The 22,796-nt window shown below is 72.2% G+C and carries 21 protein-coding genes and 1 riboswitch; of the genes, 9 read left to right on the top strand and 12 right to left on the bottom strand.

Annotated elements, in window-relative coordinates; all coding sequences use genetic code 11:
- Positions 1-191: 191 nt before the first annotated feature.
- A riboswitch (SAM riboswitch) is annotated at positions 192-303 on the bottom strand.
- An 85-nt stretch (positions 304-388) separates the two neighbouring features.
- A complete protein-coding gene (locus ACLQ26_RS06115) occupies positions 389-2,329 on the bottom strand; it encodes an amino acid transporter (protein WP_425743485.1) in 1,941 nt (646 codons plus the stop codon).
- A 225-nt stretch (positions 2,330-2,554) separates the two neighbouring features.
- Between ACLQ26_RS06115 and corA the strand changes: the two genes are divergently transcribed.
- Complete coding sequence (gene corA / locus ACLQ26_RS06110; RefSeq protein ID WP_425743484.1) at positions 2,555-3,682, top strand: magnesium/cobalt transporter CorA; 1,128 nt, start codon at positions 2,555-2,557, stop codon at positions 3,680-3,682.
- Positions 3,683-3,698: 16 nt separating this feature from the next.
- On the opposite strand, the gene ACLQ26_RS06105 is transcribed toward corA, so the two are convergent.
- Positions 3,699-3,884 (bottom strand): hypothetical protein, encoded by a 186-nt coding sequence (locus ACLQ26_RS06105; RefSeq protein ID WP_363688558.1) that lies wholly within the window; start codon positions 3,882-3,884, stop codon positions 3,699-3,701.
- Positions 3,885-4,114: 230 nt separating this feature from the next.
- Between ACLQ26_RS06105 and ACLQ26_RS06100 the strand changes: the two genes are divergently transcribed.
- Positions 4,115-5,338 (top strand): MFS transporter, encoded by a 1,224-nt coding sequence (locus tag ACLQ26_RS06100; RefSeq protein ID WP_425743483.1) that lies wholly within the window; start codon positions 4,115-4,117, stop codon positions 5,336-5,338.
- Between the two features lie 220 nt (positions 5,339-5,558).
- Here the strand turns inward: ACLQ26_RS06100 and ACLQ26_RS06095 are convergent, their stop codons facing one another.
- Positions 5,559-6,074, bottom strand: a complete 516-nt coding sequence (locus tag ACLQ26_RS06095; RefSeq protein ID WP_425743482.1) for a 2'-5' RNA ligase family protein — start codon at positions 6,072-6,074, stop codon at positions 5,559-5,561.
- 79 nt (positions 6,075-6,153) lie between these two features.
- Between ACLQ26_RS06095 and ACLQ26_RS06090 the strand changes: the two genes are divergently transcribed.
- The 3 genes from ACLQ26_RS06090 (at position 6,154) to ACLQ26_RS06080 (ending at position 9,203) form a co-directional block, all read left to right on the top strand.
- A complete protein-coding gene (locus ACLQ26_RS06090; RefSeq protein WP_425743481.1) occupies positions 6,154-6,663 on the top strand; it encodes a mycothiol transferase in 510 nt (169 codons plus the stop codon).
- A gap of 84 nt (positions 6,664-6,747) precedes the next feature.
- On the top strand, positions 6,748-7,137 hold the full coding sequence (locus ACLQ26_RS06085; RefSeq protein WP_425743480.1) for an SCP2 sterol-binding domain-containing protein: 390 nt from the start codon (positions 6,748-6,750) through the stop codon (positions 7,135-7,137).
- Positions 7,134-9,203 (top strand): glycogen debranching N-terminal domain-containing protein, encoded by a 2,070-nt coding sequence (locus ACLQ26_RS06080; RefSeq protein WP_425743479.1) that lies wholly within the window; start codon positions 7,134-7,136, stop codon positions 9,201-9,203. The genes ACLQ26_RS06085 and ACLQ26_RS06080 overlap by 4 nt, the downstream gene beginning before the upstream one ends.
- A 1-nt stretch (position 9,204) precedes the next feature.
- Here ACLQ26_RS06080 and ACLQ26_RS06075 read toward each other — a convergent pair whose 3' ends face one another.
- Together ACLQ26_RS06075 and ACLQ26_RS06070 are read right to left on the bottom strand one after the other, a co-directional pair.
- On the bottom strand, positions 9,205-9,471 hold the full coding sequence (locus ACLQ26_RS06075; RefSeq protein WP_425743478.1) for a hypothetical protein: 267 nt from the start codon (positions 9,469-9,471) through the stop codon (positions 9,205-9,207).
- A gap of 102 nt (positions 9,472-9,573) precedes the next feature.
- Complete coding sequence (locus ACLQ26_RS06070) at positions 9,574-10,077, bottom strand: DinB family protein (protein ID WP_425743477.1); 504 nt, start codon at positions 10,075-10,077, stop codon at positions 9,574-9,576.
- A 132-nt stretch (positions 10,078-10,209) separates the two neighbouring features.
- Here ACLQ26_RS06070 and ACLQ26_RS06065 point away from each other — a divergent pair, with 132 nt between their 5' ends.
- Positions 10,210-11,169: a DUF72 domain-containing protein gene (locus ACLQ26_RS06065; RefSeq protein ID WP_425743476.1), complete on the top strand. Its 960-nt coding sequence runs from the start codon at positions 10,210-10,212 to the stop codon at positions 11,167-11,169.
- Between the two features lie 58 nt (positions 11,170-11,227).
- Here ACLQ26_RS06065 and ACLQ26_RS06060 read toward each other — a convergent pair whose 3' ends face one another.
- Both ACLQ26_RS06060 and ACLQ26_RS06055 read right to left on the bottom strand, forming a co-directional pair.
- Positions 11,228-11,599 carry a hypothetical protein gene (locus ACLQ26_RS06060; protein WP_425743475.1) on the bottom strand — a complete coding sequence of 124 codons (372 nt, stop codon included), beginning with the start codon at positions 11,597-11,599 and terminating at the stop codon, positions 11,228-11,230.
- 157 nt (positions 11,600-11,756) lie between these two features.
- Positions 11,757-12,383 (bottom strand): hypothetical protein, encoded by a 627-nt coding sequence (locus ACLQ26_RS06055; RefSeq protein WP_425743474.1) that lies wholly within the window; start codon positions 12,381-12,383, stop codon positions 11,757-11,759.
- A gap of 196 nt (positions 12,384-12,579) precedes the next feature.
- Between ACLQ26_RS06055 and ACLQ26_RS06050 the strand changes: the two genes are divergently transcribed.
- Positions 12,580-12,750 carry a hypothetical protein gene (locus tag ACLQ26_RS06050; RefSeq protein ID WP_007457769.1) on the top strand — a complete coding sequence of 57 codons (171 nt, stop codon included), beginning with the start codon at positions 12,580-12,582 and terminating at the stop codon, positions 12,748-12,750.
- 102 nt (positions 12,751-12,852) lie between these two features.
- Here the strand turns inward: ACLQ26_RS06050 and ACLQ26_RS06045 are convergent, their stop codons facing one another.
- Both ACLQ26_RS06045 and ACLQ26_RS06040 read right to left on the bottom strand, forming a co-directional pair.
- The gene (locus ACLQ26_RS06045; protein WP_425743473.1) at positions 12,853-14,109 is read right to left on the bottom strand and encodes a hypothetical protein; all 1,257 of its coding nucleotides are present in this window, start codon (positions 14,107-14,109) and stop codon (positions 12,853-12,855) included.
- Positions 14,110-14,435: 326 nt separating this feature from the next.
- Positions 14,436-15,155, bottom strand: coding sequence for a hypothetical protein (locus ACLQ26_RS06040; protein ID WP_425743472.1), 720 nt, complete (start codon positions 15,153-15,155; stop codon positions 14,436-14,438).
- A 351-nt stretch (positions 15,156-15,506) separates the two neighbouring features.
- Between ACLQ26_RS06040 and ACLQ26_RS06035 the strand changes: the two genes are divergently transcribed.
- A complete protein-coding gene (locus ACLQ26_RS06035; protein ID WP_425743471.1) occupies positions 15,507-17,564 on the top strand; it encodes a DNA gyrase/topoisomerase IV subunit B in 2,058 nt (685 codons plus the stop codon).
- Positions 17,565-17,596: 32 nt separating this feature from the next.
- On the top strand, positions 17,597-20,080 hold the full coding sequence (locus tag ACLQ26_RS06030) for a DNA gyrase/topoisomerase IV subunit A (RefSeq protein WP_425743470.1): 2,484 nt from the start codon (positions 17,597-17,599) through the stop codon (positions 20,078-20,080).
- A 125-nt stretch (positions 20,081-20,205) separates the two neighbouring features.
- Here the strand turns inward: ACLQ26_RS06030 and ACLQ26_RS06025 are convergent, their stop codons facing one another.
- From ACLQ26_RS06025 to ACLQ26_RS06015, 3 genes are all read right to left on the bottom strand, one after another.
- Positions 20,206-20,844 carry an alpha-ketoglutarate-dependent dioxygenase AlkB gene (locus ACLQ26_RS06025; protein WP_425743469.1) on the bottom strand — a complete coding sequence of 213 codons (639 nt, stop codon included), beginning with the start codon at positions 20,842-20,844 and terminating at the stop codon, positions 20,206-20,208.
- Between the two features lie 34 nt (positions 20,845-20,878).
- Positions 20,879-21,553: an HAD family hydrolase gene (locus ACLQ26_RS06020; protein ID WP_425743468.1), complete on the bottom strand. Its 675-nt coding sequence runs from the start codon at positions 21,551-21,553 to the stop codon at positions 20,879-20,881.
- 69 nt (positions 21,554-21,622) lie between these two features.
- On the bottom strand, positions 21,623-22,681 hold the full coding sequence (locus ACLQ26_RS06015; protein ID WP_425743782.1) for a PseG/SpsG family protein: 1,059 nt from the start codon (positions 22,679-22,681) through the stop codon (positions 21,623-21,625).
- Positions 22,682-22,796: the final 115 nt, after the last annotated feature.

Here is a 22,796-nt window from a genome sequence, read left to right as displayed (position 1 = left end):
GGGCGTGGTGCGCCCGGGGAGGGAGGGGAGGGGGAGGGCTAGCGTGTCAGGCGGCGGTACACGCCGCGCTGCACATTCGCATCAGGTCCACGTGCCGTCGCCGGGTCAGGGTCGGCGTGAGCCGACCGGCCGGTGGGGTGGGACTGAGGATGCGCATACGGTCTCCCGGGTCTGGTGCTGACCTGGGTGCCAGGCCACGCTTGCACCGACGTCGTGCCGGTGCCTGGTCTTCACCCGGGGCACCCCACCGCGGAGGAGGGTTGCCGGCCAGCGAGCCGGGGCTTCGCGCTGGCACTCATGACCTGCGCCGAGGCTAGCAGCCCCGCCCGGTGGACCGTCCAGCCGTTATGACCACGCTCACCCGTCACGCGACGGTTCGACGGGCAGGTCAACCGGCGTGCACGTGCGGCCGGCGGCGCGGGTCGGGCTCGTGCCGTCGCAGGATCTCCCGGGTGACCGAGGCGATCGCGCCCTGCCCGAACGCCAGGTAGCGAAGGATGTTGCGACCCGGGCCACCCTCGCTCCACTCGAAGTAGATGTGCGGGCGCCGCCGGCTCCGGTCGCGGATCTCCAGCAGCAGGGCGGCGAGCGCGGTGGGCACCGAGGAGCCGGTCAGGCTGAGCACCGGGAAGCTGTCGTGCGCCACGCTGCCGCGCACCAGCAAATCGGTCTCGAAGTCCGACGGGTCGCTGACGTGGACCTCGACGAAGATGACGTCACCGTCGTCGGGGAAGTCGTTGTCCGCCATGGTCTGGGCCAGCTTGGCGCGGTACTCGGCCGGGTCGCGGCGCTGCGGCTCGTGCGCGATGAGGCGGATCCGACGGGTGGCGCGTTCGTCGATCATCCGGGCGGCGACCGGGTCCAGCTCGACGTGGTCGACCCGCAGCTCGTAGGCCCGCATGATCCGGGACAGCACCGACACCAGGATCATCCCGCCGATGAAACAGGCGGCGATCTTGACGCCGTCGGGGCGTTCCACGACGTTCGCCACCGTGGTGTAGACGAAGATCAGAGCGATGGCGCCGAACGCCCACGTCCGCCCCCGCTGCCGCCGACGCCGCGCCGCGAGGGTCACGGCCGTCGCCGCCGAGGTGATCAACACCAGAACCCCTGTGGCGTACGCGCCACCCTGCGCGTCCACGCTCGCGGAGAAGACCACCGTGATCAGGAACGCCACAGCGGTGAAGACCAGCACCAGCGGCCGGACCGCCCGCGCCCAGGCAGGCGCCATGCCGTAGCGCGGCAGATACCGGGGTACGAGATTGAGCAACCCGGCCATCGCCGACGCGCCCGCGAACCACAGGATCGCGATCGTGGACAGGTCGTAGACGGTGCCGAACACCCCGCCGAGGTGCTGGTGCGCCAGGTACGCCAGCGCCCGGCCGTTCGCCGGACCGCCGGGCTGGAACGCCTCCGGCGGGATCAGCACCGTGGTGGTCACACTGCTGGTGATCAGGAAGACGCTCATCGTCGCGGCGGCAGTGGTGAGCAACCGCCGCGCGCCCCGGATCCGGCCCAACGGCCGGTCCTCCGAGTCCTGGCGATCCCCCCGGATGTGCGGCATCACGGCCACCCCGGTCTCGAAACCGGACAGGCCCAACGCCAGCTTCGGGAACACCAGCAGGGACAGCCCGACCACCAGCAGGGGATCGCCGTGCCCGGTGCGCAGCGCGGTGGTCCAGTCCCCGACCGCGCTCGGGTGGGTCACCACCCGCCACAGCGCGTCGGCGATCACCACCGCGTTCAACGCCAGGTAGACCGCGACCAGGACGACCGCGATCCCGATGGCCTCGCCGAATCCCTTGAGGAACACCGCGCCCAACAGCGCCACCAGCAGCAGCGTGAGGGCCACCTCGTGCCCCTTGAGACCGCTCGGCCAGAACGGGTTCTCGTCGATGTGGGCCGTCGCGTCCGCCGCCGAGAGGGTGATGGTGATGATGAAGTCGGTGGCCGCGAAGCCGAGCAGCACCAACACGAACAGCTTGCCCGGCCAGTAACTCAGCAGGCGTACGAGCATCGCGATCGAGCCCTCACCGTGCGGGCTCTCCACCGCCACCCGCCGGTACACCGGCAGTGCGCCCAGCAGCGTCACCAGCACCAGCACCAGCGTCGCCACCGGCGACAGCGCCCCGGCGGCGAGCGCCGCGATGCCCGGCTGGTAGCCCAGCGTCGAGAAGTAGTCGACACCGGTCAGGCACATCACCTTCCACCACGGGTGGTGCCGATCCGCCGGCGGGCGGCCGTGAGGGCCGGGATGCCGCGCGGCCTGCTCCGTACCGCCGTCGAGCAGCCAACCGCGCAGCCGCCCGGCGCGCCTGTTGCCCTGCACCGGCGCTTCCCCCGTCCTCCGCCCATGGTCACCGCGAGTATCCGCCCGGCCTCACGCGCCCGTCCCGGGTACGCCGAACCCGCCCGTCGCGGGTCGGCGAGGCGGGCGTGTCGGCGGGTTTCGGTGCCGGGGCAGGGGGGATGCAGCGCCCCCGGCGCCCCCGCGCCGAACCGTCGGTAGGGCCGGGAGGCCACCGGAGGGGATGCCACCGGAAGGGAGCGGGTCATGGTCGGCGGCCGTCGCTTCCGCCCGGGTGGTGGCTTCGGCCGCCAGCTCGACGAGCACGAGACCCGCGTCGGCGTGCCACCACCGCCGGCGCCGCCCCCGCCCGCCGGGGGCATGGTGGACAGTGCCGTCTACATCCGGGGACACCGGTTCGCCTCGCCGGCCGGCCTCGCCGAGACGTACTCCTGCCTGCAGGAGCAGGACGACGCGATGGCCTGGATCGGGTTGTACCGACCCGACATCGACCAGATCTCCTCGCTGGCGCGCGAGTTCCGCCTGCACGACCTGGCGGTGGAGGACGCGATCAACGCCCACCAGCGACCCAAGCTGGAGCGGTACGGGCACACGCTCTTCGTGGTGCTGCGTGCCGCCCGCTACGACGACCTGCGGGAGGAGGTCGAGTTCTCCGAACTGCACCTGTTCATCGGGCCCGGCTTCGTGGTGACGGTCCGCCACGGCGAGGTCCCCGACCTGGCCGCGGTCCGGCGGCGCATGGAGGCCGATGCGCCGATGCTCGCCCGGGGCCCCGAGGCGGTCCTGTACGCGATCCTCGACCAGGTCGTCGACGGGTACGCGCCGGTGGTCGCCGGGCTGGAGAACGACATCGACGAGATCGAGACCCAGGTCTTCGGCGGCGACCCGAACGCCAGCCGGCGCATCTACGGGCTCAGCCGGGAGGTCATCGAGTTCCAGCGGGCGGCCCGCCCACTGCTGGCCATGCTCGACGCCTTGGCCAGCGGCGCCGGCAGCTACGGCACCGACGAGGAGCTGCGCCGCTACCTGCGCGACGTGACCGACCATCTCACCCAGGTGGTGGAGCGGGTGGACGGCTTCCGGCACCTGCTGCAGAACATCCTCACCGTCAACGCGACCCTCGTCTCGCAGCAGCAGAACGAGGAGATGCGCAGCCTGACCGCTGCCAGCTACGCGCAGAACGAGGAGCTGAAGAAGGTCTCCTCGTGGGCCGCGATCCTGTTCGCCCCGACCCTCATCGGCACCGTGTACGGGATGAACTTCGTCCACATGCCGGAGCTGAACTGGCGTTTCGGCTACCTGTTCGCGCTGCTGCTAATGCTGCTGGTCTGCGGCACCCTCTACCTGGTCTTCAAGCGGCGCGGCTGGCTCTAGGAGCGGGTCGCGAGGCTCACTCGATGCCGCGCAGGATGTGCCGTTCGTCCTCGCTGTCGTCGTCGCCCGCGGCGATGCGGCCGAGCAGCACGGCGGCGGCCCAGATGGTCAGGGGGGTGGCCGCTCCGGTCATCCCGCCGCCGGTCCGGTCGTGGTTGGTCTGGCTCCGCTCCGTGCGCGGTGGCCTGCGCTGAGCCTGCATGGGCCCTGCCTCTCCTCGTCGAAGCCGCCGCGGGCGGCGCGGTGTGCGCCCGCGCCCCCGGCCGGGCGACCCGCTCGCGTGGGTCGCCACCGGTACGGCATCCACGTCGAACCATCCCACGCCCGGCCACATCCGCACCCCCTGTTTTCGGTTTCCCGACTGTCGCCTGCCAAACCGGACATTTCGCATCGATGTTGCCTCGGACCTGTCGACTGGGTAGCGAGGTACGGGTGAGTGAAGCTCTTGACACGGCCGCACCCGCCGTTCCCGGACGCCGGGCGTTGCCCCACTACCTCGTCGCGGCGACGCTCGCCCGGGGTGCGGACGCCGGTGCCGCGGTGGGGGTGGTCCTGTTGGCCACCCTGCCGGAGGTCGGCGCCGGTCGTCCGGCGCTGCTGGGCGGTTTGCTGGCCACCTGCCTGACCGCACCGCATCTGCTGGGGCCGTTGCTCGCCCGTCCGCTGGACCGGGCACGGGACGGGCGGGGCCTGCTGGCCGCCGCCTTCGCCACGTACGCCGGGGCTGTCGCGCTGGCCGCCCTGCTGCTCGGCCGGGTGCCGGTCGGTGTGCCGGCCGCGCTGCTGATCGTGGCCGGGGCCTGCGGGCCGCTGCTGACGGGTGGACTGAGCAGCCGGCTGGCCGCGCTCCTCGCCCCGGACGAGCGGGCGCAGCGCCGGGGTCAGGGCTGGGACGCGGTGACGTACGGGGTGGGCGGCAGTGCCGGCCCGGCCCTCGTGGCAGTGCTCGCCGCCGTGGCCGGACCCCGGATTTCCCTGCTCGGGTTGGCGGCCGCCGCCCTGGTCGCGGCGGCCCTGGTGGGCACACTGCCGGCGCGTGTGCCCGGACGGCACGGGCCGGCGCGGACCGTGCCCGCCGCACGCGGCGGCCTGCGGGTGCTGCTCGGGCCCGGGCCGCTGCGCCGGGTCACCGGGGTCACCATGGTCGGCGCGCTCACCGGTGGGGCGATCTCGGTGCTCGCCGTCATGCTGGCGGCGGAACTCGGCCGGGAGGCGGCCTCCGGTGCGCTGCTCGCCGCCGCCTACGGGGGCGGAAACCTCGTCGCCGCGCTCCTGGTCACGGCGTTCCCTCTGACCGGAGAGCCGGAGCGGCTGACCTTGCGTTGGGCGGCGCTCGGCGCGGTGACTGTCGCGCTCTGCGCGGCAGTGCCGGGCTTCCCGGTGGCGGTTGCCGCGTTCGCGCTGGCCGGGGCGGCGACCGCGCCGCTCTTCGCGGCCACCCTGGCCGCCCGTTCGGTGTACGCGCCGGACGCCGTGCGGGCACGGGTGTTCGTGTCCACGGCGGCGCTGAAGGTGGCCGCCGCCTCGCTCGGCACCGGGCTGGCCGGGGTGCTCGCCCCGCTGGGTCCGCGCCTGTTGCTGGTCGCCGGGGCGTCGGTCACGCTCGCCGCGACGGCCGGGGCGACGGTCTCACGGCGGCGACGCGACGCGGCCTAGACGAGTAATTTCCAACCCTGGCTGGACGGTGGTGCAGCCGACGGTTACCGACGGTCACCTCCGTGCGGGCGGATGTGGTCGTGAGCGGTATACCTCAGAGTCATATTCATACCTCTGAGGTATACCGCTCAACAGCACATCGACACTGCGGGCGGCCACAGCGGATGGCCGGCGCCCTTCGCCGCAACCCCAGCCCCGTCTTCAGCCAGGACTCAGTGGTCTATGGCAGCGGGTGGGCGATGCCGCGGGCGTGGTCGGTGAGCGCCGCGCCGACCACTGTCGCCGACAGCGGCAGCACCTCCAGGCAGCGGCGCACCGCCGCGGCCATCAGCGTGTTCGGCACCCGCATGGACAGCGTGCAGTGCGGCACCCAACGCCCCGGCTGGTAGTGCCCGGCCAGGGTGACGCCGCCGGCGGCGAGCCGGCCGTGCACCAGCTGGTGGTGGGCCAGCAGCTCCGGTGTGGGCGCCGGACCGAGCCAGAGCACCCGTCCGACGAACTGCCCGACGTGTTGGAAGTCGAGCCGCAGTGGGGCTGCCACGACGGTTCCGCGCAGCGCCTCGGCGACCTGCTCGGGATCGAAGCGGGGCGCCACCGCGAGCGAGAGGTGCGGACGGTGGCGCTGCTCCAGCAGCGAGCGCATGCTCTGCACGCCCTCGGTCTCCAGCGCGTCCCACAGCACCCGGATCCGTCGGGTGGCATCCGGGTCCAGATACAGCTCCAGCGCCGCGACCACGTGATCACCGTAGCGGCCGAGGTTTGGCCGCCCGGATCCGGCGGTACCGTGCTGGGAAACAGACCAGGAGGCGTGCCCCGTGGACGTGAGTGACCTGCTGACCGAGACGTACGACCGACTGCCCGACCGCGTCCGGGCGGCGGTCGACGGCCTCACCCCGGAGCAGTTGCGCTGGGCGCCCGCCGAGGGTGCCAACCCGGTCGGGTGGCTGGTCTGGCACCTGACCCGTGTCCAGGACCACCACGTCGCCGACCTGCTCGAGACCGGGCAGGTCTGGGTGACCGGGGACTGGGCGGGGCGGTTCGGGCTCACCGCAGATCCGGACAACACGGGCTACGGCCACACGCCCGCCCAGGTCGCCGAGGTGCGGCCGGAGAGCGCGCAGGCGCTGATCGACTACTACGCGGCGGTTTCGGCGCGTACCGGATCGTTCCTGGCCGGGCTGCGACAAGCGGACCTGGACCGCGTCGTCGACGAGTCGTGGGACCCGCCTGTCACCCTCGGCGTGCGGCTGGTCAGCATCGCCGATGACGACCTGCAACACGCCGGGCAGGCCGCCTACGTGCGCGGCCTCGTCGACACCGACTGACCCGCGTCCCCCGGTTCACCCGGAACGGGTGAGTCCCGCTCACCCCGCGCCGGGTGATCCTGTCGGGATGCGGGAGGTGACCTGATGGGCACGACGGCGGCGCGGTTCCTGCAGGACCTCGACCCGGGCCGGCGCCCGGACCTGTCCCCGACGACCGCCGGGACGCTGCGCCTGGACATGCGCGGCGACGGCTGCACCGAGCACTGGTACCTGACCGTCGCCGACCAGCACGTGCGGGCGACCCGGTCGGCCGACGACGCCGACCTGCTGGTCCGCGCCGACCGGGCGGTCTTCGACAAGCTCGCCACCGGCCAGCTGCACCTCGCCGAGGCGCTGCTGCGCAACGAGCTGACCCTGCGCGGCGACATGGCGCTGCTGATGCTGCTGCGGCGGATCTTTCCCGGACCGGCCGGCGCCCGGCATCCCCGTGCGCTGGGCCGGGCGGCCCTGGCGGAACGGGAGCGGCCGCGATGAGGCAGGAGCAGGTGCATGTGATCGCCGGTAACGTGTTCGCGATCAGCGATGCCCAGGGCGACATGGAGGTCGATCCACAGGCGCCTGTCGGTCTCTTCTCGTTCGACACCCGCTTTCTGTCCCGGTGGGTGCTCAGCGTCGACGGGGAACGCCTCAACGCCCTCTCCCGCGACGACATGACGTACTTCGAGACCCGGTTCTTCCTGGTGCCGGGTGCGGCGAGTCACTACGTGGACGCCGACGTGTCGATCATCAGGCACCGCTCGGTGCACGACTGCCTGCACGAGCGGATCACCGTGCTGAACCACTCGGCGGAGCCCGCCGACTTCACGGTGCGGATGGACGTGGGCGCCGACTTCACCGACATCGCGGAGATCGCCGACGTCGCACAGCTCCGACCGCGCAACGTCCACGTCACGACCGAGACCCACCGCGCGGCGCTCGTGCTGCGCTACGAGCGGGAGCGGTTCGGCCGGGTCACCACGGTGCGCAGCACCGCCCCCGCCGAGGTCGACGGGGAGGGGCTCACGTTCCGGATCCGGGTTCCGGCCGAGGGGACGTGGGAGACCACCCTGCACGTCAGCATGACGATGCAGGGCGAGGGTGACCGGGACATGCGCGCCGAGATCGAGTCGCACCAGCAGATCGTGCGCGCCGGAATAGGTGACGACCTGACCGCGTGGCTGAGCCGGGCCCCGCAGCTGGTGGCCGAACGGGACGGCCTGGAGGAGACGTACCAGGGAGCTCTGGCCGCCCTGGCGGCGCTGCGGTACCAACCGCTCGCGTACACCGACCGGGTGCCGGTCGGCGGCCTGCCGTGGGCGATGGGAATGTGCGGGCGGGACGCCATCGTCGCCTGCCTGCAGAGCCTGGCGTTCACCCCCGAACTGGCCCGCGCGACGCTGCGGATGCTGGCGCTGCTGCAGGGTGGCCAGCTCGACGACGACCACGACGAGGAGCCGGGCAAGATCCTGGTCCAGTTGCGCTACGGCGAGTTGGCCGCCTTCGGCGAGCGGCCGAACGCGCTGTACTACGGCGCCGCCGACACCACCCCGCTGTTCGTGGTCCTGCTCGACGAGTACGAGCGGTGGTCGGGCGATGCGGACCTGGTTCGCGAACTACGCCACCCGGCCCGGCTGGCGCTGGACTGGATCGACGAGTACGGCGACCTGACAGGTGACGGCTACCTGCGCTACCAGCGCCGCAACGAGCGCCACGGCGCGGTGAACCAGTCCTGGAAGGACTCCGCGGACGCGATAGTCGACGCGCACGGGCGGGCGCCGGCGTTTCCCCGCGCCACCTGCGAGTTGCAGGGCTACGCGTACGACGCGAAGCGGCGCGGCGCCCGGCTGGCCCGCGAGTTCTGGGGCGAACCCGAGTACGCCGACCGGCTCGATCGGGAGGCGGTGGCGCTCAAGGAGCGGTTCAACAGGGACTTCTGGCTGCCGCACCGCGAGTACTACGCGTTGGCGCTGGACCCGTACGGCGAGCCTGTCGACGCGTTGGCGTCCAACATCGGGCACCTGCTGTGGAGCGGGATCGTCACGGACGATCGCGCCGAGGCGGTCGCCGAGCACCTGCTCGGGCCACGGCTGTTCAACGGGTGGGGCGTGCGGACGTTCGCCACCGGGCAGCGCCCGTACAACCCGGTGGGTTCGCACCTGGGTGCGGTGTGGCCGTCGGACAACGCCCTGATCGCCGCCGGTCTGCGGCACTACCGTTTCGACGCGCACGCGGCCCGGATCGCGGCCGGCATCTTCGACATGGCGCAGACGCTGGGCGGGGCGGTGCCGGAGCTGATCGCCGGCTACGAGCGGAGCCTGACGAAGTATCCGGTCCAGCTGCCCTCGGCCGGTCGGCCCCAGTCGTGGTCATCCGGCGCGCTGCTGATGTTGCTGGGCACCCTGTTGGGCCTGCGACCCACGGGCGACGACCTGCTGGTGAACCCCGCCCTGCCTCCCGGCTTCGGCGGTGTGGAGCTGCTCGACATCCCCGGTCGCTGGGGGCACACCGACGCGTACGCGGGTGACCGCTCCACCCGCCCGGCGGGCCAACGACGATCGTGAGTCACCGGCCGTCGCTCCGGTCTGCCGTAGCGCCCGCGTCCTGATCGGGGGGTGCGGACCGGTGGGCCGGGGAAGGGCGCCGGCGGTGCGCCTGGGCGCGGCGGAAGCCCTGCACCGCGAGGCCCAGGCCGGCCAGCTCGTCGGCGCGCGGCGCGGCGCGGACCGCCGTCAGGAGCAGCACGACCGGACGCGTGCCGGCCGAAGGGTCGACGGGGAAACCGCCGAGCAGCCGCTCGGCGGTTTCCTGGTCCATCCGGTCCGCGTTCATCTCGTGTCCCTCAGCGCCGACCCCTCGGGCGATGTCACATCCGCCCGCGGTGGAAAGGGGCGGTGACAGCACGAGGCGACGCGCCCGAGAGGCGGCCGGGGCTCAGCCCATGGTCTTCGACCCGTCGATCGCCTCGCGCAGGATGTCGGCGTGCCCCGCGTGCTGGGACGTCTCGGCGATGAGGTGCAGCAGCACCCGGCGGACCGTCCAGCTCGCACCCGGCTCGAACCACGGGGCCTGCGGCAGCGGGTGGGCGGCGTCCAGATCGAGGGTGGCGATCAGCTCGTCGGTGTGGTCGGCCACCGCGCGGAACCGATCGACCAGGCCGGCCAGGGTCTCGCCCGGCGTCATCCGGAACTGACCGGCCCAGTCGATCTCCTCGCGCTGCATCGCCTCCGCGCCACCCACGGCGAACAGCATCCACCGCTCCTCGGTGCCGGCGACGTGCTTGATCAGCCCACCGGGGCAGAGCTCGCTCACCGTGCTGCGCGCCGCGGCCTGCTCGTCGGTCAGCCCGTCGACTGTCTGCAGGAGGAAGCCCCGGTGCCGGCGCAGCGTCTGCAGCAGGTCGGCGCGTTCCCCGGTGAGCTGCGCGGTGCTGGTCATGGTGGTGCCCTTCCGTCGAGGTCCGGTCGAGCGTCAGCCTAGGACCGGACACCGACACTTCCGGGCGGACACGACGAGAGCGCCGGCCGCCAGCGGTTGCCTATCGGGGCGCGGGACTGTCCACTGAATGACATGGGTGTGATCAAGGTGGGCACGTCGTCCTGGGCGGACCAGACGCTGCTGCGCTCCGGCTGGTATCCGCGCTCGGCCAACACGCCGGCCGGCAGGCTGGCCTTCTACGCCGGCCGCTTCCCGCTTGTCGAGGTGGACACGTCCTACTACGCCGTTCCGGTGCCGGAGACCACGCACGGCTGGGTCGACGCGACGCCTGACGACTTCACCTTCGACGTCAAGGCGTTCAGCCTCTTCACCGGTCACCCGACGCCGGTGGCCGCGCTGCCCCGGGACCTGCGGCCGACCTCCGGCCCGAGCCGGGTCCGCCGTCGCGATCTGCCCGAGCAGGCGTACGACGAGCTGTGGGCCCGCTTCCGGGCGGCGCTGGACCCGATCGCGGCCGCCGGCAAGCTGGGCGCGGTGCTGTTCCAGTTCCCGCCCTGGTTGGCGCGCGGCGCCGCCGCCGAACGCCGGATCGTCGAGCTGGCGCAGCGGTGCCGGCCGTGGCGGGTAGCGGTGGAGCTGCGACACGGGTCCTGGTTCGACGGGGCCGCGACGGCCGCGACCCTGGACCTGCTGGGCGCGCACGACCTCTCACTGGTCTGCGTCGACATGCCGCAGGGGCATCCGTCGTCGGTGCCGCCGATCCTGACCCGGACGGCGGAGCCGGCGATCGTCCGCTTCCACGGTCACAGCGACGCGTGGCGCGACGGCGACAAGCAGGACAAGTTCCGCTACGCGTACGACGAGTCGGAGCTGCGGGACTGGGCCCTGCGGCTGGCGGAGCTGGCCGCGGACGTCGACGACCTGCACGTGCTGTTCAACAACTGCTGCGCCGGGCAGGCCCAGCGCGACGCCACCCGGCTGGCACAGGTGCTCGCCGAGGAGACGATGTTCGCCGAGCCGCGGGTGCCGGCGGGGCCGCGCCGAGCGGCGGACGGTCACACCGTCTCGGCGCGGGGCGCTTCGGGCGGCTGAGGCGCCTGCTACCCGCGTGCGCCCCCGTTCGGGCAGGACACGCGGGCAGCGCGGTCGGTCAGGAGCGCCGACCCCGGGTGCGCAGCGCGTCCTGGCTCCGCTCGTTGACGTCCGCGTCGTCGGGGAAGCTCCGACCGCTGGGCGCCGGGTCCGGTGGCGCGCCGGGTCCGGCCATCGTGGTCCGGGTGGGCTCGACCGAACCGAAGCCGTGCCTACCGGCCGGACCGCTCGGGCCGGCCGGGGCGCCCGCGCGTCGTTCACCGCGTCGCCCCTCGGGCACCGCCGTCTCCTCGCTGCCCTCGTCCATCGGCGAGTCGTCGTCCGCGCCCCAGGGCGCGTCGGCGTCGAAATCGTCGGTGCGCCACGGCTTGACCGCCTCCGGTTCCAGCCGGTCACCGCCGCCACTGCCGCGTCCCTCGTGTGCAGTCATGGCCACCTCGCTCGTCGGTCCGCCGCTGCCGACGGACGGATTGCCACGTCCCCGGGCCGGTCCTGCCCGCTCGGCACGCCGTGTGGCGTGGCGGGCGCGCAGGGCCGGCCGGTGTCCCGTCGTCGACGGTCCGGCGGGCCGCCGGCCGGCCCGACGCTCAGCGTCCGGCCATGGCCATCTGCCGCTTGCCGACGCCCATGCCCATCTTCGCGATGCCCATCGGGGCGTTGCGCATCCCGCCGGTGCGGCTGAGGATCCCGCGCAACACCTGACCGGGCTTCTGCTGCTCACCCATGTACGCGGTGACCACGACGAGCGATCCGGTCAGCGCCGGAATCGCCCACTGGAGCAGCTTCATCTGCCGCTGTGAGGAGGCGACGCTTGCCGGCGTCTGGTGGTTGGGCTCGGTGGCGCCGTTCACCGGCGGACCGCCGGCCTTCTCCAGCCGCATGCCGACCAACCGGCTGTAGCCGGTGACCGCGAGCGCGCCGATCGTCAACGCCGTCTTGAGGGCGCTGGCCCGGCCCACTCCGCGCTGGGCCGCCACCCGTGGGCTCTCCGTGACCAGTTCACCGACCGCCCCGGCCAGGTGCGCGCCGATCGCGGCCGCGTTGACCGGGGTCCACTTCGACCATCCGGCCGAGGCGACAGGCAGTCGCTGGGTGGAGTCGTTGATTTTCGCCGCCGCGCCGTTGACGCCGAAGGCACCCATGAGGGAGCCGCCGAACCAGGCCGCCAGACCCAGATCGTGCATCGAGCGCAGTGCGGTGTGTCGTTCGGACATGTGATCCCCTTCCGCCGTGTCGGGCGATGCGGCTTACCCGCCGCCCGAGCGGCTAACCCCGTCGCCTGCCGGCCGAATCCCGCCGCACCGCCACGACCGGGACATCCGCGCGTCGCGGCCCGCAATAGCGGTCGGGGGGAGTCGTCAGCGCGGTGGCGGGTAGACCCCCTGCGACGTCGACGGAGAGGGGAACGGCATGTCGCAGCCGGACGAGGTCCGCGAGAAGACCCCCAAGACCGACGCGGTGCTCATGCACCCGGACAACGATCCGCACCGGAACACCGCGGAGGTCGCGCCGCGCAAGGATCACGCACAGATCCAGGTGGAACGCGACGACGAGTTGGTTCCGCTGGACCAGGAGGAGTGAGCCGGACGGGCCACCCCGAGCAGCCGGTACGGCTGGGCGGGGCGGCGACCCGGACGCGACGGAGGCCCCGCCGGGTGGCGGGGCCTCCGGTGGCGCGGCCGGTCAGGAGACGGAGATCGACCCGTCGCCGGCGCGGACGCACGACACCGCGCGTGCGGCGGTGACGGCGGCACCGGCGAGGCACCGACCGAGCACCTGGTGGCCGGTGGCGTTCGGGTGCCACGACTCCTGGCAGGTCTGGAAGTAGCTGACGCAGGTGTTGGCGATCCGCTGAATGGCGATCTTGTCCCTGCCGGCGAGGCTGGTCACGAAGGTGCCGGTCGCGCCGTCCTGCAGCCGGATGGGAGTGGCCAGCGCCCCGGTCGGGCTGGACGTCGACTCGCACAGCCGCGCGCCGTCGAAGGCCCGCTGCACATTGAGGTAGACCAGGTCGTCGGCGGGGAACTCGGCGGCCAGGGTGTCCCGGGTGGACTTCACGATGCCGCCCAGGCCCTGCGAGAAGCGGTGCCCGGGGGCGAGGCTGGCCCGGTGGATCGGGCAGCCGGCCGCGTACCGCTCCGCGCCGAGGTCACGGAACTTGTCCCGGGTGTCGTCCCGGCCGTCCTCCTCGTGGTACGCCGGGTTCAGGTCCAGCGGCAGCGGGTTTGTGTAGTCCTGGAACACCACCCGGTGCTGGCCGTCCGCGTCCACCTGGTCGAGGGTGGTCAGGATCTGGCGTACGGCTGCGGTGGTCTCCGCGGTCGCGGCGCTGAGCTGCGCGGCGGTGGCCAGGTCGGCGTCGCTGCACGGCTTCTGCTCCACCGGCCCGTTCAGGTACGCCCAGAACTCCCACCAGCCCGTCCAGGCGTCGGCGATGAACCGGTTGGCGCACGTCTCCGCGACGCTGCCGAAGGTGAACGAGCTGTTGTTGGAACCCAGGCCGATCAGCACCAGGTCGATGTCCTGGGTCTGCGCGACGGCGCGCAGCTGGTCGAGCTGGGCGGCCACCGTACGGCCCTTCTCCCGTGCTGCCGAGGCGGTGGCGATGTCGCGCGGCTGGCCGCCGGAGCAGGCCAGGTTGAACCGGTTCTGGATGCCCGGCAGGTCCGCCTGGTTGAGCGAGGCGTTCGCCGACCGGTGGCAGAAGAAGGCGTTGTTGTTCGGCGCCGTCCAGCCGGGGAAGCCCTGGGCGACCCCGTTGGCGTCGACCACCGGGGTGTACGCCCCGGCGCCCTCGCCACTGATGAAGCTGTCGCCGAGCGCCACGGCGGCGGTGGGCAGCGCGGCGGTCGCGGGAGCGGGTAGCGCGACGGCGGTCGACAGCGCTGCCGTGACGATCGTGAGTGCCGCGGCGAGCGCGGTACGGCGGAACCTGGGCATGGGGCTCCCATCCATCGAAAGATGAAAGATTCTCTGAGAGCGCGATCAGATCACCCTTGTGCAACGGGCGTCAATGGCCTGTAACAGACTCGTTCGGCGAAAGACACGACTGCGTCGGCGCACCCGCTCGGTGCCCACCAGGCAGCGACCACTGCCCGCGCCCGCCGCCGACCGGATCCCCGCCGTCGGCGCACCCGCAGGCGCGTCGGTGCCGACGGTCCGACGACCGCCGGCACTCCCAGCCTCGGCCGCGTACCGGCCGAGCGGAGCGCCGCGTGCGGCAGATCTGTGCTATGGACCACTGTGGACGAATCAAACGCCCCTGGTCACGCCACCTCGTCGGCTGCCACGCCGACCTGCCGGACGGGCTGCGGGCGGCGCCACACGGCCGCGCCGACCGCGTTCAGACCAACACCCCAGATCAGCAGGACACACAACCACTGCACCCACCGCAGCAGGCTCATCTCCCCGGAGAGCAGATTGCGCGCACTGCCGAGCGGAGTGAGCCACGGCTGGGCCGCGCCCGCCTGAACGACCTCCAGCAACCCGAGCACCCCCAGCGGCAGGACGATCGTGGCCGCGAACGCACTCGTCGGCGACCGCAACAGCAGACCCAGCCCGGTGCCCACCAGGCCGGCGAGGATCTGCACCAACACGCTGCCCACCGCGACCGTTCCGGCGTGCCGCCACGGCTCGTCGGCGACAGTGGTCGGTGCGAGGGCCAGCGTCGCGGCACAGAGCAGCACGCCTACCACGCCGATCACGACGGCCGGCAACACCACCGCCAGCACCGTGGGGAGCACGCCGACAGTGGCGGGCGCCCGACGCCTGTCGCGCACCAGCAGAACACCGAAGAGTGGCGTCACGACCGACATCAGGCTCTGGGCCGCGCCCGACAGTTCGGTGAACGTCCGCTCGGCGGGAGCCGCCGCCGCGATAAGCGCCACCGCTGTGAGCAGCCCTGCCAGCAGGGTGCCCGCCAGCAGCCACCGCCGTGCCCGCGTGCCGAGGGCCCGCCCGAGGGCGTCACGTGTCGTCTCGTCCATCCCGGTCGCCTCCCGCCGCTCGGCCGCCCGCGGATCGTCCGGCGCGGGCCGCCAGCGGCGTACCGCCGAGCTCGTGGTCCTGGATCTGGGCCCGGACCGGCACGAGCCCGGCGCCGCCCCGCGCCGACCAGCCGCGATCACCGCTCAGCGTACCGGCGGAGATTCCGCAGCGTGGTCCCGTGATCACTGACCGACTGTCTGATGGCTCACGTCCAACGGCCGATGCACGGCGGTTCGCGTAGGTCCTCCGGGAGTTGTCTCAGCCTCGGGCTAGGCTCGCTGCGGCGCGCCACGCCGGCTCAGACCGCCGGTGACGGGCAGCACACCGCCGAGACCGGGGAGTACGACCAGTTGACCGCAGAGCCTGACACCCTGTACGGGGCCGATGACCTCACCCATCTTGAGGGGCTGGACGCCGTCCGCAAACGGCCCGGCATGTACATCGGTTCCACCGACAGCCGTGGCGTGGGTCACCTCGTCAACGAGATCCTCGACAACTCCACCGACGAGGGTGTCGCCGGTCACGCCACCACCGTCGAGGTGATCCTGCACGCCGACGGCTCGGTGCAGGTCGACGACGACGGCCGCGGCATCCCCACCGACGTGCACGCCAAGTCCGGCATCTCCGGAGTCGAGCTGGTGCTGACCCGGCTGCACGCCGGCGGCAAGTTCGGCGGCTCCGGCTACAAGACCTCCGGCGGCCTGCACGGCGTCGGCGCCTCGGCGGTGAACGCGCTGTCCCGCCGCTTCGACGTGACCGTCCGCCGGGCCGGCAAGGTCCACGCGATGTCGTTCAGGCACGGCGTCCCGGGGATCTTCGACGGCGACGGGCCGACCGCGCCCTTCACCGCCGGCCCCGGCCTGCAGGTGATCGGCGCCATGAAGCGCGGCCAGCGCACCGGCACCTCGATCCGCTGGTGGCACGACGCCCGCTACTTCGAGACCGGCGCCGCGCTCGACGTCGACGCCGTCCGGATGAAGCTGCGCAACACGGCGTTCCTGGTCCCCGGCGTGACCTACCTGCTGCGCGACCTGACCGGCGAGACCCCCGCCGAGGAGCGGTTCCACTACCCCAACGGGCTCAGCGACATGGTCGAGTTCCTGGCGCCGGCCGGCGACCGGCCGGTCTCCGGCATGCTGCTGGTCAACGGCGAGGGGACCTACCGGGAGAACGCCGCCGACGCCAACGGCGTCATGCAGTCCAACGTGCAGCGGCGCGCCGAGGTCGAGGTGGCGTTCCGGTGGGGCACCGGCTACGACCGCACCGTCGAGTGCTTCACCAACACCATCCGCAACGCCCACGGCGGCACCCACCGCAAGGGCTTCGAGCGGGCCCTCGTCCGCACCCTCGCCGACGCCGTCCGCAACACCCGCGGCCTGCTCAAGGCCAAGGAGGAGCCGCCCACCCTGGACGACGTCCTGGAGGGGATGACGGCCGTGGTGCACGTGCGGATCCCCGAGCCGCAGTTCACCTCGCAGACCAAGGACGAGCTGTCCACCACGGGCATCACCAAGGTGCTCCAGACCCTTGTCGACGCGCACGTCAAGGCGTGGCTGGACGACCGGCGCACCAAGGCCGAGGCGCGTGTCGTCCTGCAGAAGATCGTCGACGCGGCGCGGGTGCGGCTCACCCAGAAGCAGCAGAAGGACGCCGCCCGGCGCAAGACCGCCCTGGAGGGCGCGTCCATGCCTCCGAAGCTTGTCGACTGCCGGGCGACAGGCATCGACCGCAGTGAGCTGTTCATCGTGGAGGGCGACAGCGCCCTCGGCACGAGCCGCATGGCCCGCTCGTCGGAATACCAGGCGCTGCTGCCGATCCGGGGCAAGATCCTCAACGTGCAGAAGGCCAACCTCCAGCAGGTTCTGGACAATGCCGAGTGCGCCGCCATCGTCCAGGTGCTCGGGGCCGGCTCGGGGCGGACGTTCGACCTCGCCGCGCTCCGCTACGGCCGAGTGCTGATCATGGCCGACGCCGACGTGGACGGCGCGCACATCCGTACGCTGCTGATCACCCTCTTCGCCAGGTACATGCGACCGCTGATCGAGGCCGGTCGGCTCTACGCCGCGATGCCGCCCCTGCACAAGATCACCACCAAGGGGCGCAGCCCGCAGACCGTCTACACCTACACGCAGGCCGAGATGGAGACGACGGTCCGCAAACTGGAGAAGGCCGGCAAGCAGATCGTCACGCCCATCCCACGGTTCAAGGGTCTCGGTGAGATGGACGCCGACGAGTTGTGGGACACCACGATGAACCCGGCGACCCGGGCCGTCCGCCGGATCACCCTCGACGACGTCGACGCCGCCGAGCGCATCCTCGAACTGCTGATGGGCGAGAAGGTCGAGCCGCGCCGCAACTGGCTGATCGACTCGGCCGACCGCGTCGACAGGGATGCGATCGACGCATGAGCACCGCTGCCGTTCGAGGGGAAAGCTGAGTCATGGCACGCCGTAAGGAAAACAAGGTCGACCTCTCCTCGTTCGACCAGGCCGGCGCGCGGGTCTTCGACAACCCGCTGGTCACCGAGGTCTCCGACTCCTACCTGGAGTACGCGTTCTCGGTCATCCACTCCCGCGCGCTGCCGGACGCGCGTGACGGCCTCAAGCCCGTGCACCGCCGCATCCTCTGGTCGATGTACGAGCAGGGCTACCGCCCCGACCGTGGGCATGTGAAGTCTGCCCGAATTGTCGGGGATACGATGGGCAAGTATCATCCGCACGGCGACACGGCGATCTACGACGCCATGGTCCGCCTCGCGCAGGACTTCTCGCTCAACGTGCCCCTCATCGACGGGCACGGCAACTTCGGATCTCCAGACGATGGCCCGGCGGCCAGCCGCTACACCGAGGCGCGGATGTCGCGCGAGGCCATGCTGCTCGTCGGTGAGCTGGGCGAGGACACGGTCGACGTCGAGCCCAACTACGACGGGTCGCTGACCCAGCCGACGGTGCTGCCCGCGGCATTCCCCAACCTGCTGGTCAACGGCGCGTCCGGGATCGCGGTCGGGATGGCGACGAACATGATCCCGCACAACCTCGCCGAGGTCGTCTCCGCGGCCCGTTGGCTGATCAACCACCCGGACGCCACTCTGGACCGGCTCATGGAGTTCGTCCCCGGTCCCGACCTGCCCACCGGCGGCGTCCTGCTCGGCCTGGACGAGGTGCGTCGCGCTTACGAGACCGGGCGTGGCGTCGTACGCATGCGCGGCAGGGTGGAGATCGGCCCACTCGAGGGCAGCCGGGGCCGCCAGGCGATCACAGTCGTCGAGTTGCCCTACGGCGTCGGCGCGGAGAAGGTCATCGCGGCGATCACCAACGAGGTCACCAAGACCAAGCGGCTGACCGGCATCGCGGACGTCAAGGACCTCACCGACCGGGAGAGCGGCACCCGCCTGGTCGTCGAGTGCAAGGTGGGGGTCAACCCGCAGGCGTTGCTGGCCGACCTCTACCGGTTGACCCCGTTGGAGCAGTCCTTCGGCGTCAACAACCTGGTGCTTGTCGACGGGCAGCCCCGTACCCTCGGGTTGAAGGCGTTGCTGGAGGTCTTCCTGGCCCACCGGTACGAGGTGGTCACCCGACGCAGCTCGTTCCGCCGCCGTAAGCGTCAGGAGCGGCTGCACCTGGTCGACGGCCTGCTGATCGCCCTGCTGGACATCGACCGGGTGGTGCGCCTGATCCGGGGCAGTGACGACGCGCAGGCGGCCAAGGACGGGCTGATGAGTCAGTTCGGCCTCTCCGACATCCAGGCCACCTACATCCTGGACACTCCGCTGCGCCGGTTGACCAAGTTCGACCGGATCGAGTTGGAGGCCGAGCAGGAGCGGCTGCGCGCCGAGATCACCGAGCTGTCCACGATCCTCGACGACGAGCGGGTGCTCAAGAAGCTGGTCTCCGACGAGCTGGCGGCAGTGGTCAAGCAGTTCGGCAGCGAACGGCGGACGACGCTTGTCGACGGCGACCTCAAGGAGGTGCTCGCGGCGTCCGTGCCGGCCGGCCCGCTGGAGGTCGCCGACGATCCGTGCCAGGTCATCCTCTCCGCGGCCGGGCTGGTCGCCCGGACCGCGGCCGAGTCGGAGGAGAGCGCCGAGGGGCGCCGGCGCAACGGCCGGGTCAAGCACGACACCGTACGCGCGATAGTGCACTCCACCGCCCGTGGCCGGGTGCTGCTGATCACCAGCGCGGGTCGCGCGTTCAAGATCGACGTGCTGCCGCTGCCGGTGCTGCCCGAGCAGGCCGGCACGGTGTCTCTGCGCGGCGGTATGTCCGCCGCCGAGCTGGTGCCGCTGGAGGCGGGGGAGACGGTCGTCGGCCTGGCCCCGCTGGGCGGTGCGGCGGACGGTTCGCCCGGGCTGGCGCTGGGCACCCGCCAGGGCGTGGTGAAGATCTGCGCGCCGGAGTGGCCGGTGCGGTCCGACGAGTTCGAGGTGATCGGCCTGCGCGACGGCGACGAGGTGGTCGGCGCGACCTGGCTGAGCGACGGTGCGGAGACGCTGACCTTTGTGACCTCGGAGGCGTCGCTGCTGCGCTTCGCCGCCGGGCTGGTGCGCCCGCAGGGGCTCAAGGGCGGCGGGATGGCAGGCATCAACCTGCCGGCCGGGGCTCGGGTGGTCTTCTTCGGCGCGGTGCGCACCGACGATCCGGGGCACGGCGAGCCGATGGTCGTGACGTCCACCGGGGCGACGGTCAAGGTGACGCCGTTCAAGGCGTACCCGGCGAAGGGCCGGGCTACCGGCGGTGTCCGTGCGCACCGCTTCCTCAAGGACGAGACGGACGTGGCGGTCGCCTGGGTCGGGCCGCGCCCGGTCGGCGCGACCGGCACCGGCGAACCGGTGGAGCTACCGGCAGCCGATCCCCGCCGCGACGGCAGCGGCTTCGCGGTAATGCTCGGCCCAACGGTGGTAGGCCACCTCATCGAACGCGACTAACCAACCCCACCCCCCCACCCCCCACCTGCCCTCGTCGATCATGAAGTTATTGCCGCGACACGCCGATGCAGGTGGCAATAACTTCATGATCAACCCGGCGGGGGGAGGGGGCGAGGGGTGGGGGGTTAGGCGACGTTGGTGGGGCGGAACTGGACGCTTACGCGGGGGCCTACCGGGCGGGTGGTCTTGGGGATGGCGTGTTCCCAGGTGCGTTGGCAGGAGCCGCCCATCACGATGAGGTCGCCGTGGCCCACCGGGAAGCGCAGGCTGTCGCCACCACCTCCGCGCGGGCGCAGCAGCAGCGGCCGGGGCGACCCGAACGAGACGATCGCGACGACGGTGTCACTGTGCGCGGACCGGCCGATGGTGTCACCGTGCCAGGCGACGCTGTCCCGGCCGGAGCGGTAGAGGCACATCCCGGCGGTGACGAACGGCTCACCCAACTCGGGGGCGTAGTGCCGGGTCAGCTCGGCTCGTGCCGTGGTGAGCACGGGGTGCGGCAGCTGCCGGTCGCCGCCGTACCAGCAGAGCAGGCGGGGCACGTCGACCTCGCTGTCGTACATGGTGCGTCGCTCGGCCCGCCAGGGCACCTCGGTGAGCAGGGTGTCGAGGACCGCGTCGGAACCGTGCACCCAGCCGGGGAGGTGGTCGACCCAGGCGCCCCGGCTCAGGTGGTGCCGCCGGATCTGGCCGGGAAGTGGACCCAGGGTCGGCTCCGCGTCGGTCAGGTCGAGCATCGACGGCTGGTAGGCGGCAGGCGTCATGCGGCCACCCTAGCAGCACTTTCGTACACCCGTGCTAGCCGCTTTCCGCCGTCCCTGCGGCTGTCGCGTTATGCTTCGCCACCAGAGCCGGAAGGTCGTCCAGCGAGTCGATGCGGAACAGACACCGCTCGGCCACGGCCGGCAGGTCGAGGATGTGCCCCCAGGGGCCGCGTCGGATCAGGCAGGTCTTCATGCCCGCCTCCGCGGCCGGGCGTACGTCGTTGTCGGGCCGGTCGCCGACGTACAGGATCGACGAGGGGTCGCCGCCGGCGGCGTGGATGACGCGTTCGAAGAAGGCCGGTGACGGTTTCGCCACGCCCCAACCGGTCGACGTGCCGATCATGTCCACGGGAAGGGCGAGGGCGTGCAGGAGCGCTTCGGCATGGGCTGGTTGGTTGCCGGCCAGCCCCACGAACAGGCCCTGCTCCTTGAGGGCGGCCAGGCACCCACGCGCATCCGGGTAGAGGTCCTCTTCGCCGAACCACTCCGGTTTGCCGGCGACGGCTCGGCGTTCCAGCTCGACCGCGAGGTCGAAATCCGGCCGGAAGGCCCGGAACGTCTCCTGCCAGTCCAGCCCGCGGGCGATCACCGCACCGAGGACCGCCGAGAGCGTGTGCCGTGGAACGCCGAACCAGTCCGCCCAGCTCGCGAACTCGTGGGACTCGTCGAGAATGGTTCCGCCGACGTCGAAGACAATCGCCTGGATCATGTGTCGCTCCCCGTCTCACGATCGCGCTGTCAGCGCATGGTAGGCGGGGGAGAGCCCGAAGGATGCCCGTCAGTCGCTGACCGCGGCTGGCCGTACGGCGTCGAACACCGCGTCCACGACGCGCGCCCGGCCCCGCCCGTCGACTGTGGACCAGGCCCGAGCGGCCAGTGCCGCGCGGCGCTGCGGCGAGCTGAGCAGTCCGTGCAGGGTCCGCGTCGCGGCCGCCCGGGCGGCCCGTCCGGGCAGCCCGGCGACGGTCAGCTCCGGCAGCTCGCCGAGGCCGGCGGCCACGCCGTGCCGAACTACCCGGGTGTACGACTCGCGTTGGTTGTCGACCACGCAGACCAGCGCCGCGGGTGTGCCGAGGCAGCAGAGTTCCCAGGTGGAGGTGCCGGCGGCGCTGACCACCAGGTCTGCCTCGGTCATCAGTGACGGCAACGAGCCGGTGGGCGGGACGGGACGCAGGATCTGCCGTCGCCCGGGGGTGATCTCCTCCAGCTCGGTCTCGATCTCGGGTCGGCCGACGACGACCGTGAGGTCCATGGGGTGACCGGTGGACAGCAGCACGCGGGTCAGCACCGGGGCCGCGCCGACCGCGTCGGTGCCGCCGAAGAACGCCAGCACCCGGGGTTGGCTCGCTGTCGTGGCGGGCCGGGGGACCGGTGGTCGGGAGGTGACCACGGAGTCGCGCAGCAGGGCGTACGCACTGCCGGCGAGCAGCCGTCCGGGCAGCTCGGTCAACTCGGCTCCGAAGTTCTGGTCGAGGTAGAGGTCGGCGACCTGGCCCCGGCTGTCCCCGTCGATCACGGCGAGGGTGAACACGCCGGCAGCGCGCAGGGCGCCGGCCCCGGCCGGGTCCAGCTCGTAGGAGTCGAGAACCAGCACGTCCAGCTCGTGGCGGCGGGCTGCCTCGACCAGTTCGGCAGGCGAATCCGGGCCGGGGCGCAGGGGGATGCCCCGCGCGGTGAGCTCCGCGGTGGCCCAGGGGAGCCGTTCGACGGTGCCGAACACGGCGACGTGGGCGCCCCGGGCGAGGAACTCCTCGGCGAGCGCCAGGCAGCGGGCGAGATGGCCGACGCCGCGCTGCGGCCCGGCGTCGCAGCGCAACCCGACCCGGAGGGTAGTCAGGACTCCTCCAACTGCTTCCCCGGTCCGCCAACAGGGCAGCCCGTGCCTACCCTTTCCGCGTTGGAGGGGCAGAACGCGTCCGGTTCACCCAGGAGTGCCCCAGGTAGGGTACCCG

It is taken from the genome of Micromonospora sp. DT43 (genome assembly GCF_049841645.1).
Taxonomy (GTDB): Bacteria; Actinomycetota; Actinomycetes; order Mycobacteriales; family Micromonosporaceae; genus Micromonospora.
This window is presented reverse-complemented; position numbering and strand designations above follow the sequence as displayed.

Excerpts from the sequence above, each read along its gene's own strand:
- corA (WP_425743484.1), top strand. The coding sequence starts at position 2,555 with ATGGTCGGCGGCCGTCGCTTCCGCCCGGGTGGTGGCTTCGGCCGCCAG.
- ACLQ26_RS06105 (WP_363688558.1), bottom strand. The coding sequence starts at position 3,884 with ATGCAGGCTCAGCGCAGGCCACCGCGCACGGAGCGGAGCCAGACCAAC.
- ACLQ26_RS06085 (WP_425743480.1), top strand. The coding sequence starts at position 6,748 with ATGGGCACGACGGCGGCGCGGTTCCTGCAGGACCTCGACCCGGGCCGG.
- ACLQ26_RS06080 (WP_425743479.1), top strand. The coding sequence starts at position 7,134 with ATGAGGCAGGAGCAGGTGCATGTGATCGCCGGTAACGTGTTCGCGATC.
- ACLQ26_RS06075 (WP_425743478.1), bottom strand. The coding sequence starts at position 9,471 with ATGAACGCGGACCGGATGGACCAGGAAACCGCCGAGCGGCTGCTCGGC.
- ACLQ26_RS06070 (WP_425743477.1), bottom strand. The coding sequence starts at position 10,077 with ATGACCAGCACCGCGCAGCTCACCGGGGAACGCGCCGACCTGCTGCAG.
- ACLQ26_RS06065 (WP_425743476.1), top strand. The coding sequence starts at position 10,210 with ATGGGTGTGATCAAGGTGGGCACGTCGTCCTGGGCGGACCAGACGCTG.
- ACLQ26_RS06060 (WP_425743475.1), bottom strand. The coding sequence starts at position 11,599 with ATGACTGCACACGAGGGACGCGGCAGTGGCGGCGGTGACCGGCTGGAA.
- ACLQ26_RS06055 (WP_425743474.1), bottom strand. The coding sequence starts at position 12,383 with ATGTCCGAACGACACACCGCACTGCGCTCGATGCACGATCTGGGTCTG.
- ACLQ26_RS06050 (WP_007457769.1), top strand. The coding sequence starts at position 12,580 with ATGTCGCAGCCGGACGAGGTCCGCGAGAAGACCCCCAAGACCGACGCG.
- ACLQ26_RS06045 (WP_425743473.1), bottom strand. The coding sequence starts at position 14,109 with ATGCCCAGGTTCCGCCGTACCGCGCTCGCCGCGGCACTCACGATCGTC.
- ACLQ26_RS06040 (WP_425743472.1), bottom strand. The coding sequence starts at position 15,155 with ATGGACGAGACGACACGTGACGCCCTCGGGCGGGCCCTCGGCACGCGG.
- ACLQ26_RS06030 (WP_425743470.1), top strand. The coding sequence starts at position 17,597 with ATGGCACGCCGTAAGGAAAACAAGGTCGACCTCTCCTCGTTCGACCAG.
- ACLQ26_RS06025 (WP_425743469.1), bottom strand. The coding sequence starts at position 20,844 with ATGACGCCTGCCGCCTACCAGCCGTCGATGCTCGACCTGACCGACGCG.
- ACLQ26_RS06020 (WP_425743468.1), bottom strand. The coding sequence starts at position 21,553 with ATGATCCAGGCGATTGTCTTCGACGTCGGCGGAACCATTCTCGACGAG.